The following is a 24,029-nucleotide window of genomic DNA, read 5'->3' on the forward strand; positions in this document are numbered from 1 at the left end:
CTAACTCCGGAGGGGAAACGCCGACCCGGACGGGTGGCGGAAAGTCTTGAATTTTAAGGCCCGGGACCTCCCAGCCGCAAATACGGACCTTCCCGCCGCGTTCATGGCCAGGGGCTATAGTCGGCATGCGGCCGGTGCACCCCCCAACAGGAGACTCGCAATGACCAGGTTATGGCTCGTCGCGGTACTGACCCTAGGCATGGCCGCGGCGCTGCCCGCCGCCCAGGCCCAGGTTTCCACCCGCTCCTACGCCCCCGAGAACCTGCGCCAGCTCTCGGTGCCGGACCGGATCCGGGTGCTGGAGGTCGAATACCGGGAAATCTCCGGCGGCCGCCAGCTGCCGCGCGACCAGCGCGACTTCTACCTGGCCCAGATCGACTCCGGCTGGACCTTCAGCCGCATCAAGTCCGACATGGCCCAGTCGCTGGGCGGCAACCGCCCGGGCGGCGGCTGGGGCGACAACGACTGGGACAACGGCAACGCCTGGGGCGGCGGGCGGATCCGCTGCGACAGCAACGACCGCAAGTACCAGCAGTGCGAAACCAACTTCCGCGGCCGCGCCCGCGTCTCCCGGCAGATTTCCCGCGCGTCCTGCATCGAGGGTCGGCAGTGGGGCCAGCGCCCGGGCCTGATCTGGGTGAAGGACGGCTGCCGCGCCGAATTCGTCGATACCGGCGGCGGCTGGGGCGGCGACTGGAACCAGGCACCGCCGAGCGACTACAACGTGACCTGCAGCAGCGTGCACGACGCCTACACGACCTGCGCCTGGAACACCCGCTACGGCCGCCCCGAGGTGATCCAGCAGATCTCCAAGACGGCCTGCGTCGAGGGCCGCACCTGGGGCTTCCGCGGCAATTCGATCTGGGTCGACCGCGGCTGCCGGGCGCGCTTCGGCATCCGCCGCTGACCGCGGCCAGACCCGTCGACGCCGGAAACAAGAAGGCCACCCGCAAGGGTGGCCTTTTCGCTGGCGGGCCGCGGGAGCCCTAGGGCTTGGCGGCCTCGCTGCCCCAGGCCGGCGGCGGCAGCGGCACCGGCCGGCTGAGGTCGAATTCGACCTGGAACAGGCGGCCGCCCGGACGCGAGAGCTCGTACAGGAAGCGCTTGCCGGGCTCGACTTCCATCGCCCAGGTATTCGTCACCGAGGCCGCGAGGCCTTCGCGCGTGAACACCGCCACCGACTCGGCATCCACGGGGAAGGCCTGGCGGATGGCCGTGCCGGCCTCGGCGCTGTCGCCGCCGTACATCGTCACGGCGTCGGCGCTGCCGTCGGCATGGTGGTGGTCGTGTTTGAGGCGCAGGCCGGACGCGGTGCGGGTGAGCACCCAGGTGCGGGAGTGGTCGTCGCCGACATGGAAGGGAATCCGGACCTGGTCGGCGCCGCAGTCGCGCACGTGCATCACCAGGGCCTTGCCGGCGAAGGCGCTGTCGGGGCTGGCCGGATGGTCCACCACTACCCGGCCGGCGAAGGCCTGGCCGCAGTGGCGGGCGATGGCGGAAAGGAAGGCGTCGGCGGGCGCGGGCGGGTTGCCGGCCTCGTCGATGCCCGGCGGCGGCAGCGGTTCGGGCAGGCCGGGAATGGCGACCGGCGCGGAGGAAGCGGCCGGCGCGCCGGCGCAGGCGGCCAGCCCCAGGGCGGTGGCGAGCAGGCTCGCGCGAAGGATCAGGGTCTTCATGGCCCGACCCTACCCCGCCCCGTCGGACCGGGGCAACCCGCTCAGGTCGCGGGCTTGGCGTCGGCGGGCTTGGCGGCCGGGGCCGGCGCGGCTTCGGGTTTGGCGGTGGAGCCTTCGGCGAGGTTGCGCTTCTTGTCGCCGTCCTTCTTGAAGTCGGTCTCGTACCAGCCGCCACCCGCGAGGCGGAAGCTGGGCGCCGTCAGCTGGCGCCCCACCGCTTCGGCGCCGCAGGACGGGCAGACCGTGGGATCGGGGTCGGAAATCTTCTGCAGGCGGTCGAACGAGTGGCCGCACTGGGCGCATTCAAAGGCGTAGATGGGCATGGTCGCGGGAAGTCAGGGCGGCCGGGGCCGAGTGCGCGCATTAGTGGGTATGGGCCTTGCGAGTTCAAGCCCGGAACCTGTCGCGACGGCCGGCAAGTCACTGAATCTAGATTGATTTTTCAATAAGATCAATGTGTTAGAATTCGCAGCCTGCAAGAATCGGGATTTCTGATGATCGCCGTGGTGCTGCCCCTGACCGCTCTGCTGGCGGGCGTGGCGCTGCTCCTCGCGGGCAGCGGCCTCCTGGGAACCCTGCTGGCCGTGCGCGGCGGGCTGGAGGGGTTCGACGAACAGACCCTGGGCCTGGTGATGTCCGGCTACTTCGCCGGCTTCTTCCTGGGTACTTATGCCGCCCCGCCACTGATCCGCCGGATCGGCCATGTCCGCGCTTTCGCTTTCTACACCGGCCTGTGCGCGATCGCTGTGCTGGTGCATCCGCTGTGGGTCGACCCTTGGGCGTGGTTTGGCCTGCGCCTGCTGACCGGCGCCGCCCTGGTCGGGCTATATACGGTGATCGAGAGCTGGCTAAACGCCCAGCCCGATCGTCAGTATCGCAGCCGGATCTTCGCGATATACATGGCCGTCAACCTGACAGCGCTGGCCGGGGGTCAACTGCTGCTGGGCTTCGGTGTCGACCGCGGCTTCGCCCTCTTCAGCCTGGTCGCGATCTTGGTCTGTGCCGCGGCGTTGCCGGTAACGCTGACCCGACTCGCGCAGCCCAGCTTTCCGCCGACCCCGCGACTGGGCCTGAGCCGGCTCTACCGCACCGCACCGGCGGCCACGGCCAGCGCCGGCTTGTCCGGGCTGGCGATGGGCGCATTCTGGGGCCTGGGGCCGACCTATGCCGGGCAACTGGGGCTGGACCGCAGCGGCATCGCCTGGTTCATGGTCGCCACCATCATGGGTGGTGCCTTACTGCAGTGGCCTCTGGGCCGCCTGTCCGACCGCGTGGACCGACGCATCGGCCTGGCCCTGGCGTGTGCGCTGGCGGCGAGCTTGGCCCTGTTCGCCGGCTCCGTCGTGACCTGGTCGCCGGGCGTGCTGTTCGCGGCATTCTTCGCCTACGGCGGCCTGGCGTTCTCGATCTACCCGATGAGCGTGGCTCACATGCTCGACACACTGCCTGCCGACGATCTGCTGGCTGGCTGCAGCAGCCTGCTGTTGGTGCACGGAATCGGCGCGACGCTCGGCCCGGCATTGGCCGGCCAGGCCATGAGCCGGCTCGGGCCCTCGGCGCTGCCCCTGTATTTCGCCTGTGTACTCGGCTTGCTGACGCTCTACCTGCTGCTGAGGCTGTCGGCGCACCGTCGCATACGCCTGCATCGGTCGCAGTTCCACCCGATGCTGCGGACCACGCCGGGCGCACTTGAACTGCTAGCCGAAACCGAATCCGATCCGCCCCGCAAGGAAGACGCTTGAGCACCCAGAAAACAACGCTGACTGTTGAACGTGACGATTTTCCCCGCCTGATCCTGGCCACGGACCTGGACGGCACCTTCCTGGCGGGCGACTCCGAGGCGCGCCAGCGCCTCTACCGACTGGTGGACGAGCACCCGCAGATACGCCTGGCCTGGATCACCGGCCGCGGGCTCGAAGCCGTGATTCCGCTGCTTTCCGACCCCGCGCTGCCGCGACCGGACTATCTGATCTGCGACGTCGGCGCGACCGTCGTCGATGGCCGCAGCCTGCAGCCGTTGCAGCCTCTCCAGTCGGCGATCGACGCCCGCTGGCCGGGCGAACGGGCGGTCGCCGACGCCATGCGGGAATTCGATGGCCTGCAGCGCCAGGACGTTCCGCAGGAGCGCCGCTGCTCCTACTTCTGTGAACCCGCGGCGCTGGCGCCGCAACGCGCCGGTATCGAGCGCGCGGCGCGCGAGCTCGGCTGTTCGGTGCTCTATTCCGCCGACCGCTATCTCGACATATTGCCGCCGCGGACCGACAAGGGTCGGACGCTGGCCGCGCTGGCCGCCCAGCTTCGGCTACCCCACGATTGTTTCTTGGTCGCCGGCGACACGCTCAACGACCTGTCCATGTACGAAGCCGGCTTCCGCGGCGTCTGCGTCGGCGAGTCCGAACCGGCGCTGCTGGCGGCCACCCGCACGCTCGACCACGTGCTGCACGCCGAGGCGCCGGGCTGCGGCGGCATCCTTGAAGCGATCGAACATTTCGACCTTCTCGCCGGCGACACGTCGCTGCCCGCGCCCGGCCCGGCAGCGCGCCCTGGCGAGGCAGGCCTGGTGATGGTCTACCACCGCCTACCCTATGAAGAAGCCATCGAAGGCGGCGTGATGGTCCGTCGCCGCCCGCGGTCGCCCAACGGCATCATCCCCAGCCTGCTCAGCTTCTTCGGCAAGGGCCAGTCAGGCTCCTGGGTCGCCTGGAGCATCGACGACGGCGAGCAGGGGGGGTTCGAAACCCACACCGCGGTGGACGCGGAGCAGTACCCGCAGCTCACCGCCGTTCGCGTACCGCTGAGCAAGTTCGAGGTGGACGCGTTCTACAAGCGGTTCTCGAAGGAAGCCTTCTGGCCGATGCTGCACACCTTCTGGGAGCGCGCGCGCTTCCGCGAAGAGGACTGGAAGATCTTCCTGCGCGTGAACCGGCGTTTCGCCGAAGCCGCCGCCGCCGAAGCCGCGCCCGGCGCCACCGTCTGGCTGCACGACTACAACCTTTGGATGGTGCCCGGCCGCCTGCGCGAGCTTCGCCCTGACCTCAAGATCGCCTTCTTCCACCACACCTATTTCCCTTCCGCCGACATCTTCAACGTCGTGCCCTGGCGACGGGAGATCCTGGGCAGCCTGCTCAGCTGCGACTACATCGGATTCCATATCCCGCGCCAGGTCGAGAACTTCGTCGACGTGGTTCGCGGCGCGATGCCTACCGAGGTGTTGGCACGCGAATCCTGCGCGCCCCGCTTTCTCACTTACGGCTGCGCGGTGGGGCTCGATACCATGACCACGCGCCTGCGCATCCACGGCCGCGAGATCGGCCTCGGCGCGCATCCGGTCGGCACCGACCTGGGCCGGATCCGCTCGGTGCTTGCCCAGCCCGGGGTACGCACCGGACTGGAGAAGCTCCGCCGCGAGATCAGCCCGCGAAAGCTGGTGCTGTCGATCGAACGCCTGGACTACACCAAGGGGACGCTGGAAAAGCTCGAAGCCTTCGATAGGCTGCTCGAGGCCCAGCCACAGCTGCAGGGAAAGGTCACACTGGTGGTGATCTGCGTGCCGGCCGCCAAGGAGATGACCATCTACCTCCAACTGCAGACCCAGATCGAGCAGGCAGTCGGGCGCCTAAACGGCAGGCATTCGCGCCTGGACTGGACGCCGGTGCGTTTTTTCGCCCGGCCGCTGCCATTCGAGGAAGTGGTGGCGCACTATGCCGCCGCCGACGTCATGTGGATCACGCCGCTGCGCGACGGCCTGAACCTGGTGGCCAAGGAATTCGTCGCCACCCAGGGCATCGAAGGCGGACACGGCGTGCTGGTGCTTTCGGAATTTGCTGGCGCTGCCGCCGAGCTCAAGGGCGCACTGCTGACCAACCCGCACGATCCGGCCGATCTCACCGCAGCACTGGCGCAGGCGCTGGCCATGCATCCGGACGAGGCGGAGGGCCGGCTACGGCAACTCTACGGCATCGTCGAGGAACACGATGTGGACCGCTGGGGCCGGGATTTCCTGGCGGCGGTGGCCGGCAGCGTCGGTCACCAGAAAACCCACACTACGCCCAGCGTCGCCAACGCCACTCCGATCGCACCCACGCGCAGTGCGCGCGGCAGCGCCGGCAGCACCGACTGATCCACGCCGGCCAGTCGGGCGGCGCCCGGTCGCCCGCCCAGCACCGCCTGCCAGGCCCAGGCCAACGCCAGCGTGATCGCGAACAGCAGGCCGGCGACGATGCTGAAGTGCAGGTGCAGCCAGCCCAGCTGGGTGGCCAGGAACCAGGCCGCGCTGACGGCGTGGCCGCACAGCGCGGCCCGCAGCGCCGCCCCGGCCGTGATGCGCCGGCTCCACAGCGCCAGCACGAACACCGCCACCAGCGGCGGCGTGACGTAGGCGAAGGCCTGCTGCAGATAGGAGAACAGGCCCGAGAAGCGGTCGATCATCGGCGCCCACAGCGCCGCCAGGGCCATCAGGCCCAGGGTCAGCCCCCGCCCGAGCCGCGCCAGTGCGCGCGTGTCCAGGTCGGGCCGGCGCGGCTGCACGAAGTCCACCGTGATCAGCGTCGAGGCCGAATTCAGGGCCGAATCCACGCTGGACATGATCGCCGCCAGCAGGCCCGCCAGCACCAGACCGGCCAGGCCCGCGGGCGCGTATTCGGCCAGCAGGCGCGGGAAGACCTCGTCGCCGCGCTGCAGGTCCGGCAGCAGCGACACCGCCATCGCGCCCGGCAGCACCATCAGGAACAGCGGCAGCAGCTTCAACGCCGCCGCGATAAGGGCGCCGCCGCCGGCCGCGCGCAGGTCGCGCGCACCGAGCAGGCGCTGCGACACGTACTGGTTCATCGTCCAGTAGTAGAACCCAAGGATCGGCAGGCCGATCAGCGTGCCCAGCCAGGGCAGGTCCGGGTCGTCCAGCGGACGCATCAGCGACAGGTGGCCCTCGGGCATGGCCGCCGTCGCGGCCTGCCAGGAGAAATCGAACTCCGCGAACACCAGCACCGCCAGCGCCAGCGAGCCGGCCAGCAGCACCAGCGACTGCAGCACGTCGGTATAGACCACGGCGCGCAGCCCGCCAGCCGCCGTGTACATGCCGGCGAACACCGCCAGCGCGGCCACGATGCCGCCCAGCGGCAGCTGCGGGAAGAACACCTGCAGCACCACCGCGCCGGCGTACAGGCTGCCGGCGGTGTCGAGCACGATGGACAGGAACACGGATACCGCCGATAGGTACTTGCGCAGGCGGCCGTCGTAGCGCCGTTCCAGCAACTCGGGGATCGTGGTCAGCCGGTTGCCGATCAGCACGGGCGCGACGAACCAGGCGGTGAACAGCAGCACCAGCGCCGCCATCCATTCGTAGTTCGCCACCGCGATGCCGGAAGACCAGGCCGCGCCCGGCAGGCCGATCAGCGTGGTGGAGGAGATGTTGGACGCGAACAGCGACAGCCCGACCACGCCGGCACCGAGCGTGCGCCCGGCCAGGAACAGCTCGTCGCTGTCCGGGCTGCGCCGGGTGACCCGTACGCAGACGGCGATGACGATCGTGAAGTAGACCGCCAGCACCAGGTAATCGAGCGTGTGCAGCGCTCCCATGGCCCTCGGTGGGGTTCGACCTGCGGACAGGGAAACATGCTTTCCCCCGTCGCTTCAAGCTTTCAGGCGCCGACGGCCTCGTAGAGCTCGAGCCATTCGGCTTCCAGCCGGTCCTTCTCGGCCGCCAGTTCGCCCTGGCGTTGCGCCAGCTGCGCGATCTCGATGCCGCCGTCGTTGCCGTAGATCGCCGGATCGGCCAGCTGGGACTCGATCTGGCCGAGTTCGGCCTGCAGCGTGGCGATGCGCGCCTCGACCTGCTTGAGGCGCTTGGCCGCGGCGTCGGTTTCCTGCTTCGACCGCACCGGCCTGGGCGCCGGCGCCGGCTTGGCGGCGGCGGCCGGCTTGGCGGCCTTGGGCTCGTTGTTGCGGCTGCGCAGCCAGGCGGCGTATTCGTCCAGGTCGCCGTTGAACTCCTCGACCTTGCCGTCGGCCACGCGCCAGAAGCTTTCGCAGACCAGGCCGATCAGGTGGCGGTCGTGCGAGACCAGCACGATCGCGCCCGGGAAGTCGCTCAGCGCCTCGGCCAGGGCCTCGCGCATGTCCAAGTCGAGGTGGTTGGTCGGTTCGTCGAGCAGCAGCACGTTCGGCTCGAGGAAGGCGATCAGGGCCAGGGCCAGGCGCGCGCGTTCGCCGCCGGAGAAGCCGTCCACGCTTTCGAAGGCGCGGTCGCCGACGAAGTTCCAGCGGCCCAGGAAGTTGCGCAGCTGCTGTTCGCCGGCGTTGGGCGCCAGCTCCTTGAGGTGCCACAGCGGGCTCTGGCCCTCGTGCAGACTCTCGACGGTGTGCTGGGCGAAATAGCCGATGCGCAGGTCCGGGTGCGCCACGCGCTCGCCGCTCAGCAGCGGCAGTTCGCCGACCAGCGTCTTCACCAGCGTCGACTTGCCGGCGCCGTTCGGGCCGAGCAGGCCGATGCGGTCGCCGGCCTCGAGGCCGAAACCAACGTCGTGCAGGATCTTCACGTCGCCGGCGTCGCCGCGGTAACCCGCATCGACGTGGTTCAGCCGGATCAGCGAGTGCGGCAGCTTCGGCGGCTCGGCGAAGGCGATGCGGAAGCTGCGCTCGGCGCGCACGGCCTCGGTGCCGGTGAGCTTGGCCAGGCGCTTCATGCGGCTCTGGGCCTGGCGGGCCTTGCTGGCCTGGGCCTTGAATCGGTCGATGAAGCTCTGCAGGTGGGCGCGCTCGGCCTGCTCCTTGTCGTGCGCGATCTGCTGCTGGCGCAGGTGCTCGGCGCGCTGGCGCTCGAAGCTGGTGTAGTCGCCGGCGTAGAGCTTGGCGCGGCCTTCGTGCAGGTGCAGCGTGTGCGTGCTCAGGCCGTCGAGGAACTCGCGGTCGTGCGAGATCATCAGCAGGGTGCCCGGGTACTTGAGCAGCCACTGCTCGAGCCAGAGCACGGCGTCGAGGTCGAGGTGGTTGGTCGGTTCGTCGAGCAGCATCAGGTCCGAGGGCATCATCAGCGCCCGGGCCAGGTTCAGACGCACGCGCCAGCCGCCGGAAAAATCCGACACTGGCGTGTTGTGCGTTTCCGCCGGGAAGCCCAGGCCGTGCAGCAGCTTGCCGGCGCGCGCGGTGCCGTCGTAGCCGTTGATCTCGGCCAGGCGCTGGTGCGCGGCGGCGACGCCGTCCCAGTCCTCGGCTTCCATCGCCTTCGCTTCGGCCTGCATCACCTCGTGCAGTTCGGTGTCGCCGGAAAGCACGAAGTCGATGGCCGCATCCGGCAGCGACGGCGTTTCCTGCGAGACGCTGGCGATGCGCACCTTGCCCGGCAGGTCGATGTCGCCCATGTCGGCGTCGTGTTCGCCCAGGATGGTCGCGAACAGGCTGGACTTGCCGCAGCCGTTGCGGCCGATCACGCCCACGCGCCAGCCGGCGTGCAGGCTCAGGTCGACCTGGGACAGCAGCAGGCGTTCGCCGCGGCGCAGGGCGAAGTTGCGGAAAGCGATCATGGGCGGGGCGGGAAAGGCGCGGGAAACCGGCGAAGGCGCGCATTCTAGCAGGCCGGGACCGCCGCCCCGCCCCGGTTTGCCCCTGGCGCGCGTCGGCCGCGATAATCGGGACAACCTTAGGAGACCCGATGCCCCATCACACCCCCCTGATCGCCCTGCTCGCCGTCGGCCTGGTCCTGGCCTTCATCCTCGGTGCCCTGGCGCACCGGTTGCGGCTGTCGCCGATCGTGGGGTACCTGCTGGCGGGCATCCTGGTGGGGCCCTTCACCCCGGGCTTCGTGGCCGACCCCGAGCTGGCGATGGAGCTGTCGGAGATCGGCGTGATCCTGCTGATGTTCGGCGTGGGGCTGCACTTCTCGGTGGAGGACCTGCTCGAGGTCAAGACCATCGCCATCCCGGGCGCCATCGTCCAGATCGCGGCGGCCACGGTGCTGGGCTGGGCCCTGGCCTGGTTCATGGGCTGGCCGACCCTGCAGGGCCTGGTGTTCGGGCTGGCGCTGTCGGTGGCCAGCACCGTGGTGCTGCTGCGGGCGATGGAGGACCGTCGCCTGCTCGAGACGCGGCGCGGCAAAATCGCCGTCGGCTGGCTGATCGTCGAAGACCTGGTGATGGTGGTGGCCCTGGTGCTGCTGCCGGCGCTGGCCGAATCGATGGGCACGGCCGGCGACGGGACCCCGGCCGCCGGCTCGATCGCCGGCTCGCTGGGCCTGACCCTGCTCAAGGTCGCCGCCTTCGTCACCCTGATGATGGTGGTCGGCCGGCGCGCCATCCCCTGGCTGCTCGAGCGCATCGCCGGCACCGGCTCGCGCGAGCTGTTCACCCTGGCGGTGCTGGCGATCGCACTGGGCGTGGCTTTCGGCTCGGCCAAGCTGTTCGGCGTGTCGTTCGCGCTGGGCGCGTTTTTCGCCGGCATGCTGCTCAACGGCGACCTGAGCCACAAGGCGGCGTCGGATTCGCTGCCGCTGCGCGACGCCTTCGCGGTGCTGTTCTTCGTTTCGGTCGGCATGCTGTTCGACCCGATGATCCTGGTCGAGCAGCCGCTGCCGGTGGTCGCCACCTTCCTGATCATCACGGTCGGCAAATCGCTGGCGGCCTTCCTGATCGTGCGCGCCTTCGGCCACCCCAACAGCACGGCGCTGACGATCTCGGCCAGCCTGGCGCAGATCGGCGAGTTCTCCTTCATCCTCGCCGGCCTGGGCGTGTCGCTGGCGATCCTGCCCGAGGACGGCCGCGACCTGGTGCTGGCCGGCGCCCTGCTGTCGATCATCGCCAATCCGCTGATCTTCGCGGTGCTCGACCAGTGGGAAGCCCGCCAGGCCAAGGGCGCGGAAGCGCCCAAGGCGCCGACGCCCGAACCCATCGACGGCCCCGCCCTGCCCACCGAAGGTCACGCCATCCTGATCGGCTATGGCCGGGTCGGCGGCGAGATCGCCAAGCTGCTGCGCGAACGCGAAGTGCCGCTGATCGTGATCGACGACGACATGGACCTGGTGCAGAAGGCACGCGGGGCCGGCTACCCGGCGATCCGCGGCAACGCCGCCGCGCACCGCGTGATGGACGAAGCCTCGCCGGCCGGCGCCAAGCTGGTGGTGCTGGCGATCCCGCAGGCGCTGGAGGCCGGCGAGGTGATCGCCCGCCTGCGCACACTCAATCCCGGGCTGACCATCCTGGCGCGCGCGCACAGCGACCGCGAAGTCAAACACCTGCTGGCCCACGGCGCCGACGGCGCGGTGCTGGCCGAGAAGGAGCTCGCGCACAGCATGGCCGAGATGGCGCTGTCGGCCCCGCCCTTCCGCAAGCCCCGCCCGGCCTGAGCCGTCTTCACGCGGGCCGGCTATCTGCTGATAACCGGCCCTGATGTAGCCGACGCGGGGCAACCGTGGTAGACAAATCCTGCCCCCCACCGCAGGAGATCCCGGTATGCGCCCCAGCCCGCTCGCCCTCGCCCTGTTCGCCGCCCTGGCCAGCCCGCCCCTGCTGGCGCAGGCCCCCGCCGAGGACACCCCGGATGACGGCACCACCGTGCTCGATTCGGTCATCGTCACCGGCACCCGCGTGCAGGACCGCACCGTGGCCGAGTCGCTGGCCCCGATCGACATCCTGACCGGTGAAGCCCTGCAGGCCACCGGCACCATCGAACTGGCGACCGCGCTCTCGCGCGCCCTGCCCTCGCTGAACTTCCCGCGCCCGGCGATCAACGACGGCACCGACACCGTGCGGCCCGCGCAGATCCGCGGCCTGTCGCCCGACCACGTGCTGGTGCTGGTGAACGGCAAGCGCTACCACTCCGGCGCCCTGGTGAACGTCAACGGCTCGCAGGGCCGCAGCTCGTCGCCGGTGGACCTGAACTCGATCCCGATCGCGGCGATCGAGCGGGTGGAGGTGCTGCGCGACGGCGCTTCGGCCCAGTACGGCTCGGACGCCATCGCCGGCGTGATCAACATCGTGCTCAAGGGCAAGGATTCCGGCGGCAGCGTCGCCGCACGCGCGGGCCAGTACAGCGCTGGCGACGGCCAGCAGTACCAGCTCGGCGCCGACGCCGGCTTCTCGCTCGGCGACGGTTTCCTGCACCTCGCCGCGCAGGCCGGGCACCAGGACCAGACCGACCGCGCCCGCCCCTTCATCGGCACGCCGACACCCACCTCCGCCCCGCTGGGCCGGGTGGTGCAGCGCTACGGCGATCCGGAAGTGGACTACCACTCGCTGACCGTCAACGCCGAGCTGCCGCTGGGCGAGGACAAGGCGCTCTACGCCACCGGCATCTACACCGAACGCGACGCGCTCTCGAACGGCTTCTTCCGGCCCGCCGGCGACGCCCGCAACATCCCCGCGATCTATCCGGACGGCTTCCTGCCGCAGATCAACAACGTCTCCACCGACTACCACGGCGGCATCGGCTTCAAGGCCACCACCGCCGGCGGCACCCGCATCGACATCAGCTACACGCACGGCTCCAACGAGCTGAGCTTCGACATCCTCAACACGCTCAACCGCAGCCTCGGCCCGACCTCGCCGACCGAGTTCTACGCCGGCGCGCTCGAAATCGAGCAGGACGTGCTCAACGTCGACCTCAGCACGCCGCTGGACTGGGGCCTGGACTATCCGGTGACCTTCTCCTACGGCGCGGAGTACCGCGAGGACCGCTTCACCCAGTCGCCGGGCGAACCCGATTCCTACGCGCTCGGTCCGTTCGCCGCGCTGCCCGGCGCCCAGGTGTTCCCGGGCTTCAAGCCCAGCGACGGCGGCGAGTTCGACCGCCACAACGTCTCGGTCTACGCCGGCCTGGAGGGCGATCTGACCGAGAAGTTCAGCATGGGCTTCGCGGCGCGCTACGAGGACTACAGCGATTTCGGCACCAGCACCAACTGGAAGCTGTCCTCGCGCTACGCCTTCTCCGACGCGGTCGCGCTGCGCGCCACCGCCTCCACGGGCTTCCGGGCGCCGTCGCTGCAGCAGCAGTACTTCCAGTCCACGGCCACCAACTTCATCGGCGGCGTGCCATTCGACATCGTCACGTTCCGGGTCAACAACCCGGCGGCCATCGCCCTGGGCGCCGAGCCGCTGCGCGCGGAGGAATCGACAAACTTCAGCGTCGGCCTGGTGCTGCAGCCGGCGGAGGCGCTCTACATCACCATCGACGCCTACCAGATCGAGGTGGAGGACCGCATCACGCTGTCCGAGAACCTCACCAGCACCGCGGTGCGCGACTACCTCAACGCCAACGGATTCCCCGGCGTCGGCGGCGGCCGCTACTTCACCAATGCCATCGACACCACCACCCGCGGCCTCGACATCATCGGCACCTACCGCTGGGACCTGGCCAACGGCGCCTTCGATCTGACCGTGGGCCTGAACCTCAACAAGACCGAGATCGACCGCATCGCGCCCAACCCGCCGGCGCTGAGCCTGATCGACCCGACGGCGGTGCGTTTCGGCCGCGTCGAGCTTGGCCGCTTCGAGGTCGGCGCGCCGCGCGACAAGCTGCAGATCGGCGGCCTGTGGCAGGTCGGCGACTTCGAGTTCGGCGCCACCAGCACGCGCTACGGCGAGATCACCGTGCTCAACGCCGACCCGAGCCGCGACCAGACCTTCAGCGCCGAGTGGACGCTCGACCTGTCGATCGCCTACACGCTGGACCAGTGGAAGTTCACCCTGGGCGGCGACAACGTGTTCGACAACTACCCGGACGAGGTGCTGTTCGCGAACTCGACCTTCGGCCAGCTGCCCTACAGCGGCAGCGCGCCCTTCGGGTTCAACGGCTCCTACCTGTACTTCAACGTCGGCTACCAGTGGTGACGCGAGCGTTGCGATGAGCTGGCGGGGCGGGCCCGGGTTTCCGGGCCCGCTGCGTTCCGGGCGCCTGCCACCCGTCGTGTGCGCGCCTGCTCAGAACAATTCGCCCTGCGGCGCGCCTGCCGGCGGCGGCACGGGGGGCTTGGTCCTTGGCCGCAGGGCGGCGCCCGCGCGCCGGCGGCCTGGCGCGGCTGCCGTGTTTCTCGAACACGCGCCGGCTTTCCTCGCGTTCGACATAGGACCGTTTCCAGGCCGTGAGTCGCATCCGGGCCTCGCGCGCGGCCTGCTCGTGGTCGCGGACCGGCGCGGGATAGCTTGCACCGATGCGCAAGCCGGCCCGGCGCTGCTGGGCGGCGCCCATTCGCCAGGGCGTGTGGATCCAGTCATCCGGCACGCCGGCCAGTTCGGGCAGCCAGCGTCGGATGAATTCGCCCCGGGGATCCTGGTCCTGCGACTGCTTCACCGGGTTGTACATGCGCGGGATGTTGATGCCGGTGACGCCGGCCTGCATCTGCACCTGCGGGTAGTGGATGCCGGGTTCGTAGTCGGTGAACCATCGCGCCAGCTGGCGGGCCGGTTCCGGCCAGTGCAGCCACAGGTGGTAGCTGCTGATCGACACCAGCATCGCCCGCATCCGGAAGTTGAGCCAACCGGTCTGCTGCAGCGAGCGCAGGCACGCGTCCACGAACGGCCAGCCGGTTTCCCCGCGCTGCCAGGCGCCGAACCATTCCCGGTTGAAGTCCGCTTCGCGCAGGCCGTCGAAGCCGCGGTGCACGTTGCGGAACTCGATCTCCGGTTCGCTCTCGAGTTTCTGGATGAAGTGGCAGTGCCAGTGCAGCCGCTTCTCGAGCGAAGCCAGGTCGCGCGCCGGCACGGGGCCGCCCTCGCCGCGCGCGCCGCGAACCGCATGCACTACTTCGCGCAGCGACAGCGCGCCGGTCGCCAGCGCGACCGAGAACCGGGAACAGCGGGTCTCGGCGCTGAGCGGGCTGCTCATGCCGCGCATATAGCCGTCGCCGCGGCCGGCCAGGAAGGAATGCAGCGCACGTTCACCGCGCCGCCGGCCGCCGTGCTGGCGACCGGGACAGGGATCCGCGGCGACGCCAAGCGACGAGGCGGAGGGAAGTGCGCCGAGGTCCAGGCCGCTCAGCGGCGCGAGCGCGGGTTCGGCCAGCGGTGCCGGCGCCATTCTCCGCTCCCATTCCGCGGCCCAGCCGTTGCGGCTGCGCTGGCGCCGCTGCACGCCGCCGCTCGGCGCCTCGTGCCAGGGGATGCCGCGGTCGCGGGCCCAGGCGGCGACACGGCGGTCGCGCGCATAGGCCCAGCCGTTGCCGGTTTCCTCGTGCGACCACAGCCCGGCGAGGCCGTGCTGGAGATACAGCTGCTCGAGCGCGTCGACCACGTCACCGGTGCGCAGCACCAGCGGCTGGCCCAGGCGGGCGAGGTCCCCGCGCAGCTCCCGCAGCGCCTCGGCGGTGGCCGCCCATTGCCGGCCGCTGGCGTCGGGCAGCCCCCAATAATCGGGCTCGGCCACGTACAGCGGCAGCACCGGCCCGCGCGCGGCCGCCGCGCACAGCGGCGCATGGTCGTGCGTGCGCAGGTCGCGCTTGAACCAGACAAGTTGGACGGGCATCGCGACAGCCTGCCCGCCACGCTGTGAACCCCTTGTGGGAGCGTCGAAGCCGTTTGCCGGTCAACCCCGTTTCGCGGGGCTGCCGGCGATGCGATCAGCCGCGAACGAAGGCCAGGGTGCCGCCCTCGGCGGTCACCCGCACCGTATCGCCCTGGCCGAACTCTCCGGACAGGATCTTCTGCGCCAGCGGGTTCTCCAACTGTTGCTGGATCGCGCGCTTGAGCGGCCGGGCGCCGTAGACCGGATCGAAGCCGACGTTGCCCAGCAGGGCCAGCGCGCTGTCGTCGATCTCGAAGCGGATCTGGCGTTCGGCCAGACGCCTGGACAGGTAGGCCGTCTGGATGCGGGCGATGGCCTGGATCTGCTCGCGTCCCAGCGGGTGGAACACGACGATCTCGTCGAGCCGGTTGATGAACTCCGGGCGGAAATGCGCCTGCACCACGCCCATCACCTCGGCCTTCATCTGCACGTAGGCCGCGTCGCCCTCGCCGCTCAGCTCCTGGATCTGCTGGCTGCCGAGGTTCGAGGTCATCACGATGACGGTGTTGCGGAAGTCCACCGTGCGGCCCTGGCCGTCGGTGAGGCGGCCGTCGTCAAGCACCTGCAGCAGGATGTTGAACACGTCCGGGTGCGCCTTCTCGACCTCGTCGAGCAGCAGCACGCTGTAGGGCCGGCGGCGCACGGCTTCGGTCAGATAGCCGCCCTCCTCGTAACCGACATAACCCGGGGGCGCGCCGATGAGGCGGGCCACGGAGTGTTTCTCCATGAACTCGCTCATGTCGATGCGCACCATCGCGTCCTCGGTATCGAACAGGAAGCCGGCCAGGGCCTTGCACAGCTCGGTCTTGCCGACGCCGGTCGGGCCCAGGAACAGGAACGAACCGTTCGGCCGGTCGGGATCGGACAGGCCGGCGCGGCTGCGGCGGATCGCGTCGGACACGGCCTTCACCGCCTCCTGCTGGCCGACCACGCGCTGGTGCAGCGCCTGTTCCATCTTCAGCAGCTTCTCGCGCTCGCCCTCGAGCATCTTGCTGACCGGGATGCCGGTCCAGCGCGCGACCACTTCGGCGATCTCTTCGGCGGTGACCTTGTCCTGCAGCAGCTGGAAGCCCTTGCTCTCGACTTCCTGGGCGGCGGCGAGCTGCTTCTCCAGCTCGGGCAGGCGCCCGTACTGAAGTTCGCTGGCCTTGGCGAAGTCCTGGCGGCGGTGCGCCGACTCCAGCTCCTGCCGCGCCTGCTCGATCTGTTCCTTGATCTTCGTGGCGCCGGTCAGCGTGGCCTTCTCGGCCTTCCAGATTTCCTCGAGGTCGTTGAAGTCGCGCTCGAGCGTACCGATCTCGGTCTCGAGATCGGCCAGGCGCTGCTTCGATTCGGCGTCCTTCTCCTTCTTCAGCGCCTCGCGCTGGATCTTGAGCTGGATCAGGCGGCGCTCCTTGCGGTCCATCTCTTCGGGCTTGGAATCGATCTCCATGCGGATGCGCGACGCCGCCTCGTCCATCAGGTCGATGGCCTTGTCGGGCAGCTGGCGGTCGGCGATGTAACGGTGCGAAAGCGTGGCCGCGGCGACGATCGCCGGGTCGGTGATCTCGACGCCGTGGTGCACGGCGTAACGTTCCTTCAGGCCGCGCAGGATGGCGATGGTGTCCTCGACCGAGGGTTCGCCGACGAACACTTTCTGGAAGCGGCGCTCCAGCGCGGCGTCCTTCTCGACGTACTTGCGGTATTCGTCCAGCGTGGTGGCGCCGATGCAGTGCAGCTCGCCGCGCGCCAGCGCCGGCTTGAGCATGTTGCCGGCATCCATCGAGCCTTCGGCCTTGCCGGCGCCGACCATGGTGTGCAGCTCGTCGATGAACAGGATCACCTGCCCTTCCTGCTTGGACAGGTCGCTGAGCACGCCCTTGAGCCGCTCCTCGAACTCGCCGCGGTACTTGGCGCCGGCGATCAGCGCGCCCATGTCGAGCGACAGCACGCGCCGGCCACGCAGGCCCTCGGGCACTTCGCCGTTGATGATGCGCTGGGCCAGGCCTTCGACGATCGCGGTCTTGCCGACGCCGGGTTCGCCGATCAGCACCGGGTTGTTCTTGGTGCGCCGCTGCAGAACCTGGATGGTGCGGCGGATCTCCTCGTCGCGGCCGATGACGGGGTCGAGCTTTCCGCTCTCGGCGCGCGCAGTCAGGTCGATCGTGTACTTCTCCAGCGCCTGCCGGTTCTCTTCCGCATTCGCGTCGGCAACCTTTTCTCCACCGCGCAGCGCCTCGATGGCCTGCTCGATCGCCGCCTTCTGCGCGCCGGCCGCCTTCAGCGCCTGACCGGCGGGGCCCTTGTCGTCGAGGCAGGCCAGCACGAACAGTTCGCTGGCGATGAAGGCATCGCCGCGCTGCTGGGCCAGCTTGTCGCAGACGTTCAGCAGGCGCGCCAGGTCGTTGCCGACCGAGATCTCGCCGGCCTGGCCGGACACTTTCGGCAACTTGTCCAAGGCTTCGCCCAGGCGCTGGCGCAGCGCCGCGGCGTTGACGCCGGCCTGGGCCAGCAGCGGGCGCGTGCTGCCGCCCTGCTGGTCGAGCAGGGCGACCAGCAGGTGCGCCGGTTCGATCAGGTTGTGGTCGCGTCCGATCGCCAGCGACTGGGCGTCGCCCAGGGCCTGCTGGAAGCGCGAGGTCAGTTTGTCCATCCGCATGGGGGTCACCTTCGAGGCGAGGGGCGGCGCATTGCGGCCCGAATACCCGGGAAATGGCGCCCCGCCGTCGCGAATTCAAGCCTCGGCCGGCAGCGGCTGCGCGGCCGCAGGTCTGGTCCGGACAGGCCTTGAGCGCGGGCGGCCGGCCTGCTGGAAGTCAGGACTTCGCCGCCACCCCGCGCTGCAGCGAAAGCAGCCACAGCATCGCTGCCAGCACCAGATAGGCGCCGGTGAACTGCGCGGCCATGGCCAGCGCTGCGTCGTCGAGCTGCCAGGGCGCCGTCAGGCCACCGTCGGGCCGCACCGAATGGATCACGCCGAAGGCCGCGAACAGCGCACCGACCCCCAGCGCGCCGGCGGCGGCCCGCGGACGGTGGTCGATCATCGCCGCCAGCGCCGTCGCCCACAGCATCGAGGTGATGATGAAGCCATTGCCCAACATCACGATCACCGCCAGCTCCGGCAGGCCATGCCCCGGCGCCGCGAAAAGTTCCGCGAACCGCTCCGCCGGCACGATGCCCGGATTGCCCAGCTTGATCGCCAGCAGGTAGGCGATCGGCGGGAAGAAGGCCAGGGCCACGGCCGGTGCATGTTTCGGCGGCGTGGCCTGGAACGCCTGCACGGTGATGTCGAGCGCGACGAAGACGATGATCGGCGCGAGCACCGCCAGCGGCAGCAGCTCCACCAGGCCCGAGACCAGGCCGAGCATGCCGCCCAGGCCGATGAACAAGCCGGTCAGCAGGGTGTAGCCGCTGCGCGCGCCCATGCGCTTGTAGGCGGGCTGGCCGATGTAGGGCGTGGTCTGCGCGACGCCGCCGCACAGGCCGGCGACCAGGGTGGAGACGGCCTCGGTAAGCAGGATGTCGCGGGTGCGGTAGTCGTCGCCGGCGGCGCGCGCGCTTTCGGTCACGTTGATGCCGCCGACCACCATCAGCAGGCCGAAGGGCAGCACGAGCGGCAGATAGGGCACGACCCGCGGCAGGCCCTCGATGAAGCCCAGCGTCGGCCACGGCAGCGCCGGCTGCGCGCTCAGGCCGGTGGGCCAGGCGAAACCCGGCGACAGGCCGGCGGCGCCGAGTCCGTAATAAAGCGCCGTGCCGACCAGGAAGGCGAACAGCACGCCCGGCAGGCGCCCCGGCAGCGGGCCGCGCGCGACCAGCGCGTACAGCAGCAGGCCCAGCGTGACGAAGCCGACCACCGGCACCTTCAGCGCCTCGACCAGGGGCAGGAAGCCCATCAGCATCAGCGCGATGCCGGCGATGGAACCGAGCAGGCCCGCGCGCGGCACCCAGCGCTGCACCTGCGCGCCGGCGAAGGAGAGCACGAACTTGAACAGGCCCATCACGATCATGGCGGCCATGCCCAGCTGCCAGGTGGCGATGGCGGCCTCGTATTCGGCCAGGCCCTCGGCGCGCAGGCCGGCATAGGCCGGGCCGAGCACCAGCAGGGCCAGGCCGATGCTGGTCGGGGCGTCCAGGCCCAGCGGCATCGCGGTGACGTCGTCGCGGCCACTGCGCCGCGCCAGCCGGCGCGCCATCGCGGTGTAGATCAGGTTGCCGACCAGCACGCCCAGCGCCGTTCCCGGGAACATCTTCTGGAACACCACATCGGCCGGGAAGCCGAACAGCCCGATCAGGGCCGCAGACAGGAAGCCGAGGATGGACAGGTTGTCGACCACCAGGCCGAAAAATCCGTTGAGGTCGCCGGCGGCGATCCAGGGCAGTCGGCGGCGCGGCGTGCGGTTCAAGGCGATATCCAGGCAAGGGTAGCGAGCCGGCCGCTGCGGCCGTCGCGACGATGGGAGAAGAAGCGCGCCGGGTCGGAGATCGTGCACAGGCCGCCGCCATGGACCCCGGACACGCCGGCCGCGGCCAGCCGCCGCCGCGCCAGTGCGTACAGGTCGACGCGCCAGTGCCCAGGCCGGGTCGGTGCGAAGGCCGCGGCCGCCGCGGCATCGCGGGCGAGGAAGGCCTCGCGGACTTCGGCGCCGATTTCATAGGCCTGCGGCCCGGCCGCCGGCCCGAGCCATGCGGCCAGGCGCGCCGGCGGCGTGCGCATCGCCGCGACGGTGGCTTCGAGCACGCCCGCCGCCAGGCCGCGCCAGCCGGCGTGCGCCGCCGCGACTTCGCTGCCGTCGCGGGCCGCGAACACCACCGGCAGGCAGTCCGCGGTCAGGATCGCCAGCACGACGCCGGGCGCCGACGTCACCGCGGCGTCGGCCTCGGGCTCGTCGCCGCCCGGCGCGGGCGCGGCGTCGAAACGCAGGACCCCGGTGCCGTGCACCTGCTGCAGCCAGTGCGGCGGCGACGGCAGGGCCAGCCAGTCGGCCAGGCGGGCGCGGTTGCGCTGCGCCAGCACCGGATCGTCGCCGCAGCGCAGGCCGAGGTTGAAGCGGTCGAACGGCGGCGGCGAAACGCCCTCGCCCGTGCGCAGCGTGGTCAGCGCACGCACGCCCGGCGGCGCGGGCCAGTCGGCTTCGAACCAGGCCGGCGTCGCCATGGGCGCTATTTCTTGGCGGCGGCCGTGTCGGCGCGCAGGTCGAGCAGCAGGCCCTGCATGTCGTCGGGCAGCGGTGCCTCGCAGGCGACCGGCTCGCCGGTGGCGGGGTGCCTGAAGGTCAGTTTCTCCGCGTGCAGGGCCTGGCGGCGGAAGCCGTGCAGGCGCGCGGCCAGTTCCTCGGTCGCGGCCTTGGGCAGCCGGAAGGCGCCGCCGTAGAGCGGGTCGCCGACGATCTGGTGGCGCACATGCGCCATGTGCACGCGGATCTGGTGGGTGCGGCCGGTTTCCAGGCGGCACTCGACCAGGGTGTGGGCGCGGAACTTCTCGCGCACGCGGTAGTGGGTGATGGCATCGCGGCCGCCGCCTTCCTTCACCACGGCCATGCGCACGCGGTCCGTCGGGTGCCGGCCGATCGGGGCGTTGATGGTGGTGCCGGCGACCATCGTGCCCTGCACCACCGCCAGGTATTGGCGATGGACCTCGCGGCCCGACAGCTGTTCGACCAGGGAGGTATGGGCGCGCAGCGTGCGCGCGACCACCATCAGGCCGGACGTGTCCTTGTCCAGGCGGTGCACGATGCCGGCGCGCGGCAGCTCGGCCAGGCGCGGGTCGAAATGCAGCAGGGCGTTGACCATCGTGCCGCGCGGATTGCCGGCACCGGGGTGCACGACCAGGCCGGCCGGCTTGTTCACCACCAGCACGTCTTCGTCCTGGAAGAGGATGTCCAGCGGGATGTCCTCGGCCTGCGCGTCGGTCTCGATCTCCATCTTCACCGACAGGGCCACGGCCTCGCCGCCGCGCACGGCTTCCTTGGGTTTGACCACCCGGCCACCGAGCAGGGCGTCGCCGGACTTGATCCATTCGGTCAGGCGGGACCGGGAGAAATCCGGGAACAGTTCGGCCAGCACCTGGTCGAAACGGCGGCCGGCGGCGTTCAGGGGGATGCTGGCTTCCAGCAGCTCGCGTTCGCTGTCGTCGGCGTCGTGGATGGGGGACTGGGACATGGGGGCGGGCATCTCGTGGGACCGGGGGCGGACCGGGCCCCGTTCATGGAGGCGACACCGGGCTTTCCGGTATTATCCCCGAACTCGCTGCCTCCAGCGCCCTGACCTGCCATCCTGATGACCCGACTGCCCGGAACGTTCCGCGTCCTACTGATCCTCATGCTGCTGACCGGCCTGAGCGGCTGCCAGAGCCTGGGCAAGCTGTTCGGCGGCAAGGAAGAACCCACCGAGACCCTGCCGGTGGAGGAGATGTACCGTGAGGCCAAGGGGTCGATGGACGGCCACAACTACGACCGCGCCGCCCGCTATTACCAGCGCCTCGCCGCCCGCTTCCCGTATGGCGCCTACAGCGAGCAGGCCCAGCTGGAGCTGGCGTACGTGCTCCACAAGCAGGCCAAGACCGAGGAAGCGACCTCGGCGATCAACCGCTTCATCCGCACCTACCCGACGCACCGTCACATCGACTACGCCTACTACCTCAAGGCGCTGATCAACTTCGACCGCGCCTCGGGCCTGCTGCTGCGCCTGGCGCGCCAGGACATGTCGGCCCGCGACCTGGGCGCCCCGACCCAGAGCCTGAACGACTTCGCCGACGTGGTGCGCCGCTACCCGAACAGCCGCTACGCCCCGGACGCCCGCCAGCGCATGATCTACCTGCGCAACCTGCTGGCCCGCCACGAGCTCAACGTCGGCCTGTACTACCTGCGCCGCGATGCCTTCGTCGCCGCCGCCAACCGCGGCAAGTACGTGCTGCAGACCTATCCGCAGAGCGAGTACGACGGCGACGCGGTGGCCCTGATGGCCGCGGCCTACACCGAACTGGGCCAGGAGCAGCTGGCGGCCGACGCCCGCAAGGTGCTGGAGCTGAACTACCCGGACCACGAATACCTGGACGGTGGCGCCTGGCCCAAGGGCACGGGCTTCTTCAGCCGCCTCAATCCGTTTGACTGATCCGGCGACGGCCGGCAGGGGAAAACGCCGCCTCCGGGCGGCGTTTTTGTTTTCAGTCGCGCCAGCCCGACGTGATCGGGTAGCGCCGCTCGCGGCCGAAGGCGCGGCGCGAGAGCTTGGGGCCCGGAGCGGCCTGGCGCCGCTTCCATTCGCTGATGCGCACCAGCTTGAGCACGCGCTCGACGATGCCCCGGTCGAAGCCGGCGCCGACGATCTCGGCCAGCGACTGCTCCTGGTCCACGTGCCGCGACAGGATGCCGTCCAGCGTCTCGTAGGGCGGCAGCGAGTCCTGGTCGGTCTGGTTCTCGCGCAGCTCGGCCGAGGGCGGGCGCGTGATCACTTGCTCGGGGATCGCCGGCGAGCGGGCGTTGCGCCAACGGCACAGCGCCTGCACCTCGGTCTTGTAAAGGTCCTTGATCGGCGCGAAACCGCCGCACATGTCGCCATAGATGGTGGCGTAGCCCACCGCGTATTCGCTCTTGTTGCCGGTGGTCAGCAGCAGGCCGCCGAAGCGGTTGCTCAGCGCCATCATCAGCGCGCCGCGGCTGCGCGACTGCAGGTTCTCCTCGGCGATGCCCGACGGCAGGCCGTCGAACAGCGGTCCCAGCGCCGAAAGGAAGCCGGTGAACGGGGCCTCGATGGCCACGGTCTCGAGCCTCACCCCTAGCAGGCGCGCCTGTTCGTCGGCCAGGTCGTTGCTCAGGTCGCTGGTGAAACGCGACGGCAGGCGCACCGCGGCGACGTTGCGCGCGCCGAGCGCATCGACCGCCAGGGCCAGCACCAGGCCCGAGTCGATGCCGCCCGAAAGCCCCAGCCAGACGCGGTCGAAGCCGTTCTTGCCGCAGTAGTCGCGGATGCCGCGCACGATGGCGCGGTAGGCCAGGGATTCGCGTCCCTCGTCCTCCTCCGCCGGCCAGCGCACGGGGGTGAACCGGCGCGTGCCGGCATCAAAATCGGCGACCAGCCAGTGGTCCTCGAAGGCGCGTGCGGCCGGGTGCACGCCGCCGTCGCCATCGGCCAGCACCGAGGCGCCGTCGAACACCAGCTCGTCCTGGCCGCCGACCACGTTGAGATAGGCCAGCGCGACGCCGGTCTCCTGCACGCGCTGGGCCAGCAGCGCGTCGCGCTGGGCGGTCTTGTCGCTCTCGAAGGGCGAGGCGTTGGGCACCACGACCAGCTCGGCGCCCCGCGCGGCGGTGTCGGCCAGCGGCTCGGCGAACCACAGGTCCTCGCAGATCACCAGGCCGACCTGGACGCCATGCACCTCGAAGGTGCAGGCGCCGCCGTCGGGATCGACGGCGAAGTAGCGGCGCTCGTCGAACACGGCGTAGTTGGGCAGTTCGCGCTTGCGGTAGGTCTGCTCGATCCGGCCGTCGCGCAGCACGCTGGCGGCGTTGTACACCACCGCGCCCGCGGCCTGCGGCCAGCCGACCACCGCGGTGATGCCCCCGGTGCAGGCGGCAGCGACTTCGGCGATGGCGCGTTCGCAGGCGGCCAGGAAGGCCGGGCGCAGCAGCAGGTCCTCGGGCGGGTAGCCGGAGATCGCGAGCTCGGGAAACAGCACCAGGCCGGCGCCGTGCACGTCGCGGGCGTCGGCGATCATCGCCGCGATCCGGCGCGCGTTCGACTCCACCGCACCCACCGGGAAGTCGAACTGGGCCAGGGCGATTCGCAGGATTCGTGACATCGGGACTCCGCTAGCAGGCCGGCGTTTGCCGGCAGGTGGCCAGAACGACGAAGGGCCGCACTAGGCGGCCCTTCGGGTCGGTGCGGTGACGC

Annotated in this window: 16 protein-coding genes; 6 read left to right on the forward strand and 10 right to left on the reverse strand. The window is 70.3% G+C overall.

Annotated elements, in window-relative coordinates:
• Window positions 1–160 precede the first annotated feature (160 nt).
• Entirely contained in the window at window positions 161–907 is a 747-nt protein-coding gene (locus tag E1B00_RS06850; RefSeq protein WP_139446935.1) for a DUF3011 domain-containing protein, read from the forward strand.
• A gap of 79 nt (window positions 908–986) precedes the next feature.
• Here the strand turns inward: E1B00_RS06850 and E1B00_RS06855 are convergent, their stop codons facing one another.
• Both E1B00_RS06855 and E1B00_RS06860 read right to left on the reverse strand, forming a co-directional pair.
• A complete protein-coding gene (locus E1B00_RS06855) occupies window positions 987–1,676 on the reverse strand; it encodes a hypothetical protein (protein WP_139446937.1) in 690 nt (229 codons plus the stop codon).
• A 41-nt stretch (window positions 1,677–1,717) separates the two neighbouring features.
• The gene (locus E1B00_RS06860) at window positions 1,718–1,999 is read right to left on the reverse strand and encodes an FmdB family zinc ribbon protein (RefSeq protein ID WP_139446938.1); all 282 of its coding nucleotides are present in this window, start codon (window positions 1,997–1,999) and stop codon (window positions 1,718–1,720) included.
• 183 nt (window positions 2,000–2,182) lie between these two features.
• Here E1B00_RS06860 and E1B00_RS06865 point away from each other — a divergent pair, with 183 nt between their 5' ends.
• Together E1B00_RS06865 and ggpS are read left to right on the forward strand one after the other, a co-directional pair.
• On the forward strand, window positions 2,183–3,418 hold the full coding sequence (locus E1B00_RS06865) for an MFS transporter (protein WP_139447763.1): 1,236 nt from the start codon (window positions 2,183–2,185) through the stop codon (window positions 3,416–3,418).
• The gene (gene ggpS, locus E1B00_RS06870; protein WP_246048504.1) at window positions 3,415–5,796 is read left to right on the forward strand and encodes a glucosylglycerol-phosphate synthase; all 2,382 of its coding nucleotides are present in this window, start codon (window positions 3,415–3,417) and stop codon (window positions 5,794–5,796) included. The genes E1B00_RS06865 and ggpS overlap by 4 nt, the downstream gene beginning before the upstream one ends.
• Here ggpS and E1B00_RS06875 read toward each other — a convergent pair.
• Window positions 5,703–7,250 (reverse strand): sodium:solute symporter family transporter, encoded by a 1,548-nt coding sequence (locus E1B00_RS06875; RefSeq protein WP_139446940.1) that lies wholly within the window; start codon window positions 7,248–7,250, stop codon window positions 5,703–5,705. The genes ggpS and E1B00_RS06875 overlap by 94 nt on opposite strands.
• Before the next feature lie 62 nt (window positions 7,251–7,312).
• Window positions 7,313–9,193 carry an ABC-F family ATP-binding cassette domain-containing protein gene (locus E1B00_RS06880; RefSeq protein WP_176693141.1) on the reverse strand — a complete coding sequence of 627 codons (1,881 nt, stop codon included), beginning with the start codon at window positions 9,191–9,193 and terminating at the stop codon, window positions 7,313–7,315.
• Between the two features lie 128 nt (window positions 9,194–9,321).
• Between E1B00_RS06880 and ybaL the strand changes: the two genes are divergently transcribed.
• Entirely contained in the window at window positions 9,322–11,007 is a 1,686-nt protein-coding gene (gene ybaL, locus E1B00_RS06885) for a YbaL family putative K(+) efflux transporter (RefSeq protein WP_139446942.1), read from the forward strand.
• Between the two features lie 106 nt (window positions 11,008–11,113).
• Window positions 11,114–13,489 carry a TonB-dependent receptor plug domain-containing protein gene (locus E1B00_RS06890; RefSeq protein ID WP_139446944.1) on the forward strand — a complete coding sequence of 792 codons (2,376 nt, stop codon included), beginning with the start codon at window positions 11,114–11,116 and terminating at the stop codon, window positions 13,487–13,489.
• Here the strand turns inward: E1B00_RS06890 and E1B00_RS06895 are convergent.
• The 5 genes from E1B00_RS06895 to rluD all read right to left on the reverse strand — a co-directional run bounded on the left by E1B00_RS06895 (window position 13,467) and on the right by rluD (window position 21,299).
• The gene (locus E1B00_RS06895; RefSeq protein ID WP_139446946.1) at window positions 13,467–15,119 is read right to left on the reverse strand and encodes an FAD-binding domain-containing protein; all 1,653 of its coding nucleotides are present in this window, start codon (window positions 15,117–15,119) and stop codon (window positions 13,467–13,469) included. The genes E1B00_RS06890 and E1B00_RS06895 overlap by 23 nt on opposite strands.
• A gap of 94 nt (window positions 15,120–15,213) precedes the next feature.
• Window positions 15,214–17,796 carry an ATP-dependent chaperone ClpB gene (gene clpB, locus E1B00_RS06900; protein WP_139446948.1) on the reverse strand — a complete coding sequence of 861 codons (2,583 nt, stop codon included), beginning with the start codon at window positions 17,794–17,796 and terminating at the stop codon, window positions 15,214–15,216.
• A gap of 157 nt (window positions 17,797–17,953) precedes the next feature.
• On the reverse strand, window positions 17,954–19,549 hold the full coding sequence (locus E1B00_RS06905) for a SulP family inorganic anion transporter (RefSeq protein WP_176693179.1): 1,596 nt from the start codon (window positions 19,547–19,549) through the stop codon (window positions 17,954–17,956).
• Window positions 19,540–20,295 (reverse strand): peptidoglycan editing factor PgeF, encoded by a 756-nt coding sequence (pgeF, locus tag E1B00_RS06910; RefSeq protein WP_139446952.1) that lies wholly within the window; start codon window positions 20,293–20,295, stop codon window positions 19,540–19,542. The genes E1B00_RS06905 and pgeF overlap by 10 nt, the downstream gene beginning before the upstream one ends.
• A gap of 5 nt (window positions 20,296–20,300) precedes the next feature.
• The gene (rluD, locus tag E1B00_RS06915) at window positions 20,301–21,299 is read right to left on the reverse strand and encodes a 23S rRNA pseudouridine(1911/1915/1917) synthase RluD (protein ID WP_139446954.1); all 999 of its coding nucleotides are present in this window, start codon (window positions 21,297–21,299) and stop codon (window positions 20,301–20,303) included.
• Between the two features lie 117 nt (window positions 21,300–21,416).
• On the opposite strand from rluD, the gene E1B00_RS06920 reads away from it, so the two are divergent.
• The gene (locus tag E1B00_RS06920; protein ID WP_139446956.1) at window positions 21,417–22,250 is read left to right on the forward strand and encodes an outer membrane protein assembly factor BamD; all 834 of its coding nucleotides are present in this window, start codon (window positions 21,417–21,419) and stop codon (window positions 22,248–22,250) included.
• A 52-nt stretch (window positions 22,251–22,302) separates the two neighbouring features.
• Here the strand turns inward: E1B00_RS06920 and E1B00_RS06925 are convergent, their stop codons facing one another.
• A complete protein-coding gene (locus E1B00_RS06925; protein ID WP_139446959.1) occupies window positions 22,303–23,937 on the reverse strand; it encodes an NAD+ synthase in 1,635 nt (544 codons plus the stop codon).
• Window positions 23,938–24,029: the final 92 nt, after the last annotated feature.

The sequence above is a fragment of the Arenimonas terrae genome, from assembly GCF_006265115.1.
Taxonomy (GTDB): Bacteria; Pseudomonadota; Gammaproteobacteria; order Xanthomonadales; family Xanthomonadaceae; genus Arenimonas; species Arenimonas terrae.

What these genes read in the sequence shown, in the direction of transcription:
- E1B00_RS06895 (WP_139446946.1), bottom strand. Translation starts at nt 15,119, where the DNA reads ATGCCCGTCCAACTTGTCTGGTTCAAGCGCGACCTGCGCACGCACGAC.
- E1B00_RS06880 (WP_176693141.1), bottom strand. Translation starts at nt 9,193, where the DNA reads ATGATCGCTTTCCGCAACTTCGCCCTGCGCCGCGGCGAACGCCTGCTG.
- E1B00_RS06890 (WP_139446944.1), top strand. Translation starts at nt 11,114, where the DNA reads ATGCGCCCCAGCCCGCTCGCCCTCGCCCTGTTCGCCGCCCTGGCCAGC.
- E1B00_RS06860 (WP_139446938.1), bottom strand. Translation starts at nt 1,999, where the DNA reads ATGCCCATCTACGCCTTTGAATGCGCCCAGTGCGGCCACTCGTTCGAC.
- clpB (WP_139446948.1), bottom strand. Translation starts at nt 17,796, where the DNA reads ATGCGGATGGACAAACTGACCTCGCGCTTCCAGCAGGCCCTGGGCGAC.
- E1B00_RS06920 (WP_139446956.1), top strand. Translation starts at nt 21,417, where the DNA reads ATGACCCGACTGCCCGGAACGTTCCGCGTCCTACTGATCCTCATGCTG.
- rluD (WP_139446954.1), bottom strand. Translation starts at nt 21,299, where the DNA reads ATGTCCCAGTCCCCCATCCACGACGCCGACGACAGCGAACGCGAGCTG.
- pgeF (WP_139446952.1), bottom strand. Translation starts at nt 20,295, where the DNA reads ATGGCGACGCCGGCCTGGTTCGAAGCCGACTGGCCCGCGCCGCCGGGC.
- E1B00_RS06925 (WP_139446959.1), bottom strand. Translation starts at nt 23,937, where the DNA reads ATGTCACGAATCCTGCGAATCGCCCTGGCCCAGTTCGACTTCCCGGTG.
- E1B00_RS06875 (WP_139446940.1), bottom strand. Translation starts at nt 7,250, where the DNA reads ATGGGAGCGCTGCACACGCTCGATTACCTGGTGCTGGCGGTCTACTTC.
- E1B00_RS06855 (WP_139446937.1), bottom strand. Translation starts at nt 1,676, where the DNA reads ATGAAGACCCTGATCCTTCGCGCGAGCCTGCTCGCCACCGCCCTGGGG.
- E1B00_RS06850 (WP_139446935.1), top strand. Translation starts at nt 161, where the DNA reads ATGACCAGGTTATGGCTCGTCGCGGTACTGACCCTAGGCATGGCCGCG.
- ybaL (WP_139446942.1), top strand. Translation starts at nt 9,322, where the DNA reads ATGCCCCATCACACCCCCCTGATCGCCCTGCTCGCCGTCGGCCTGGTC.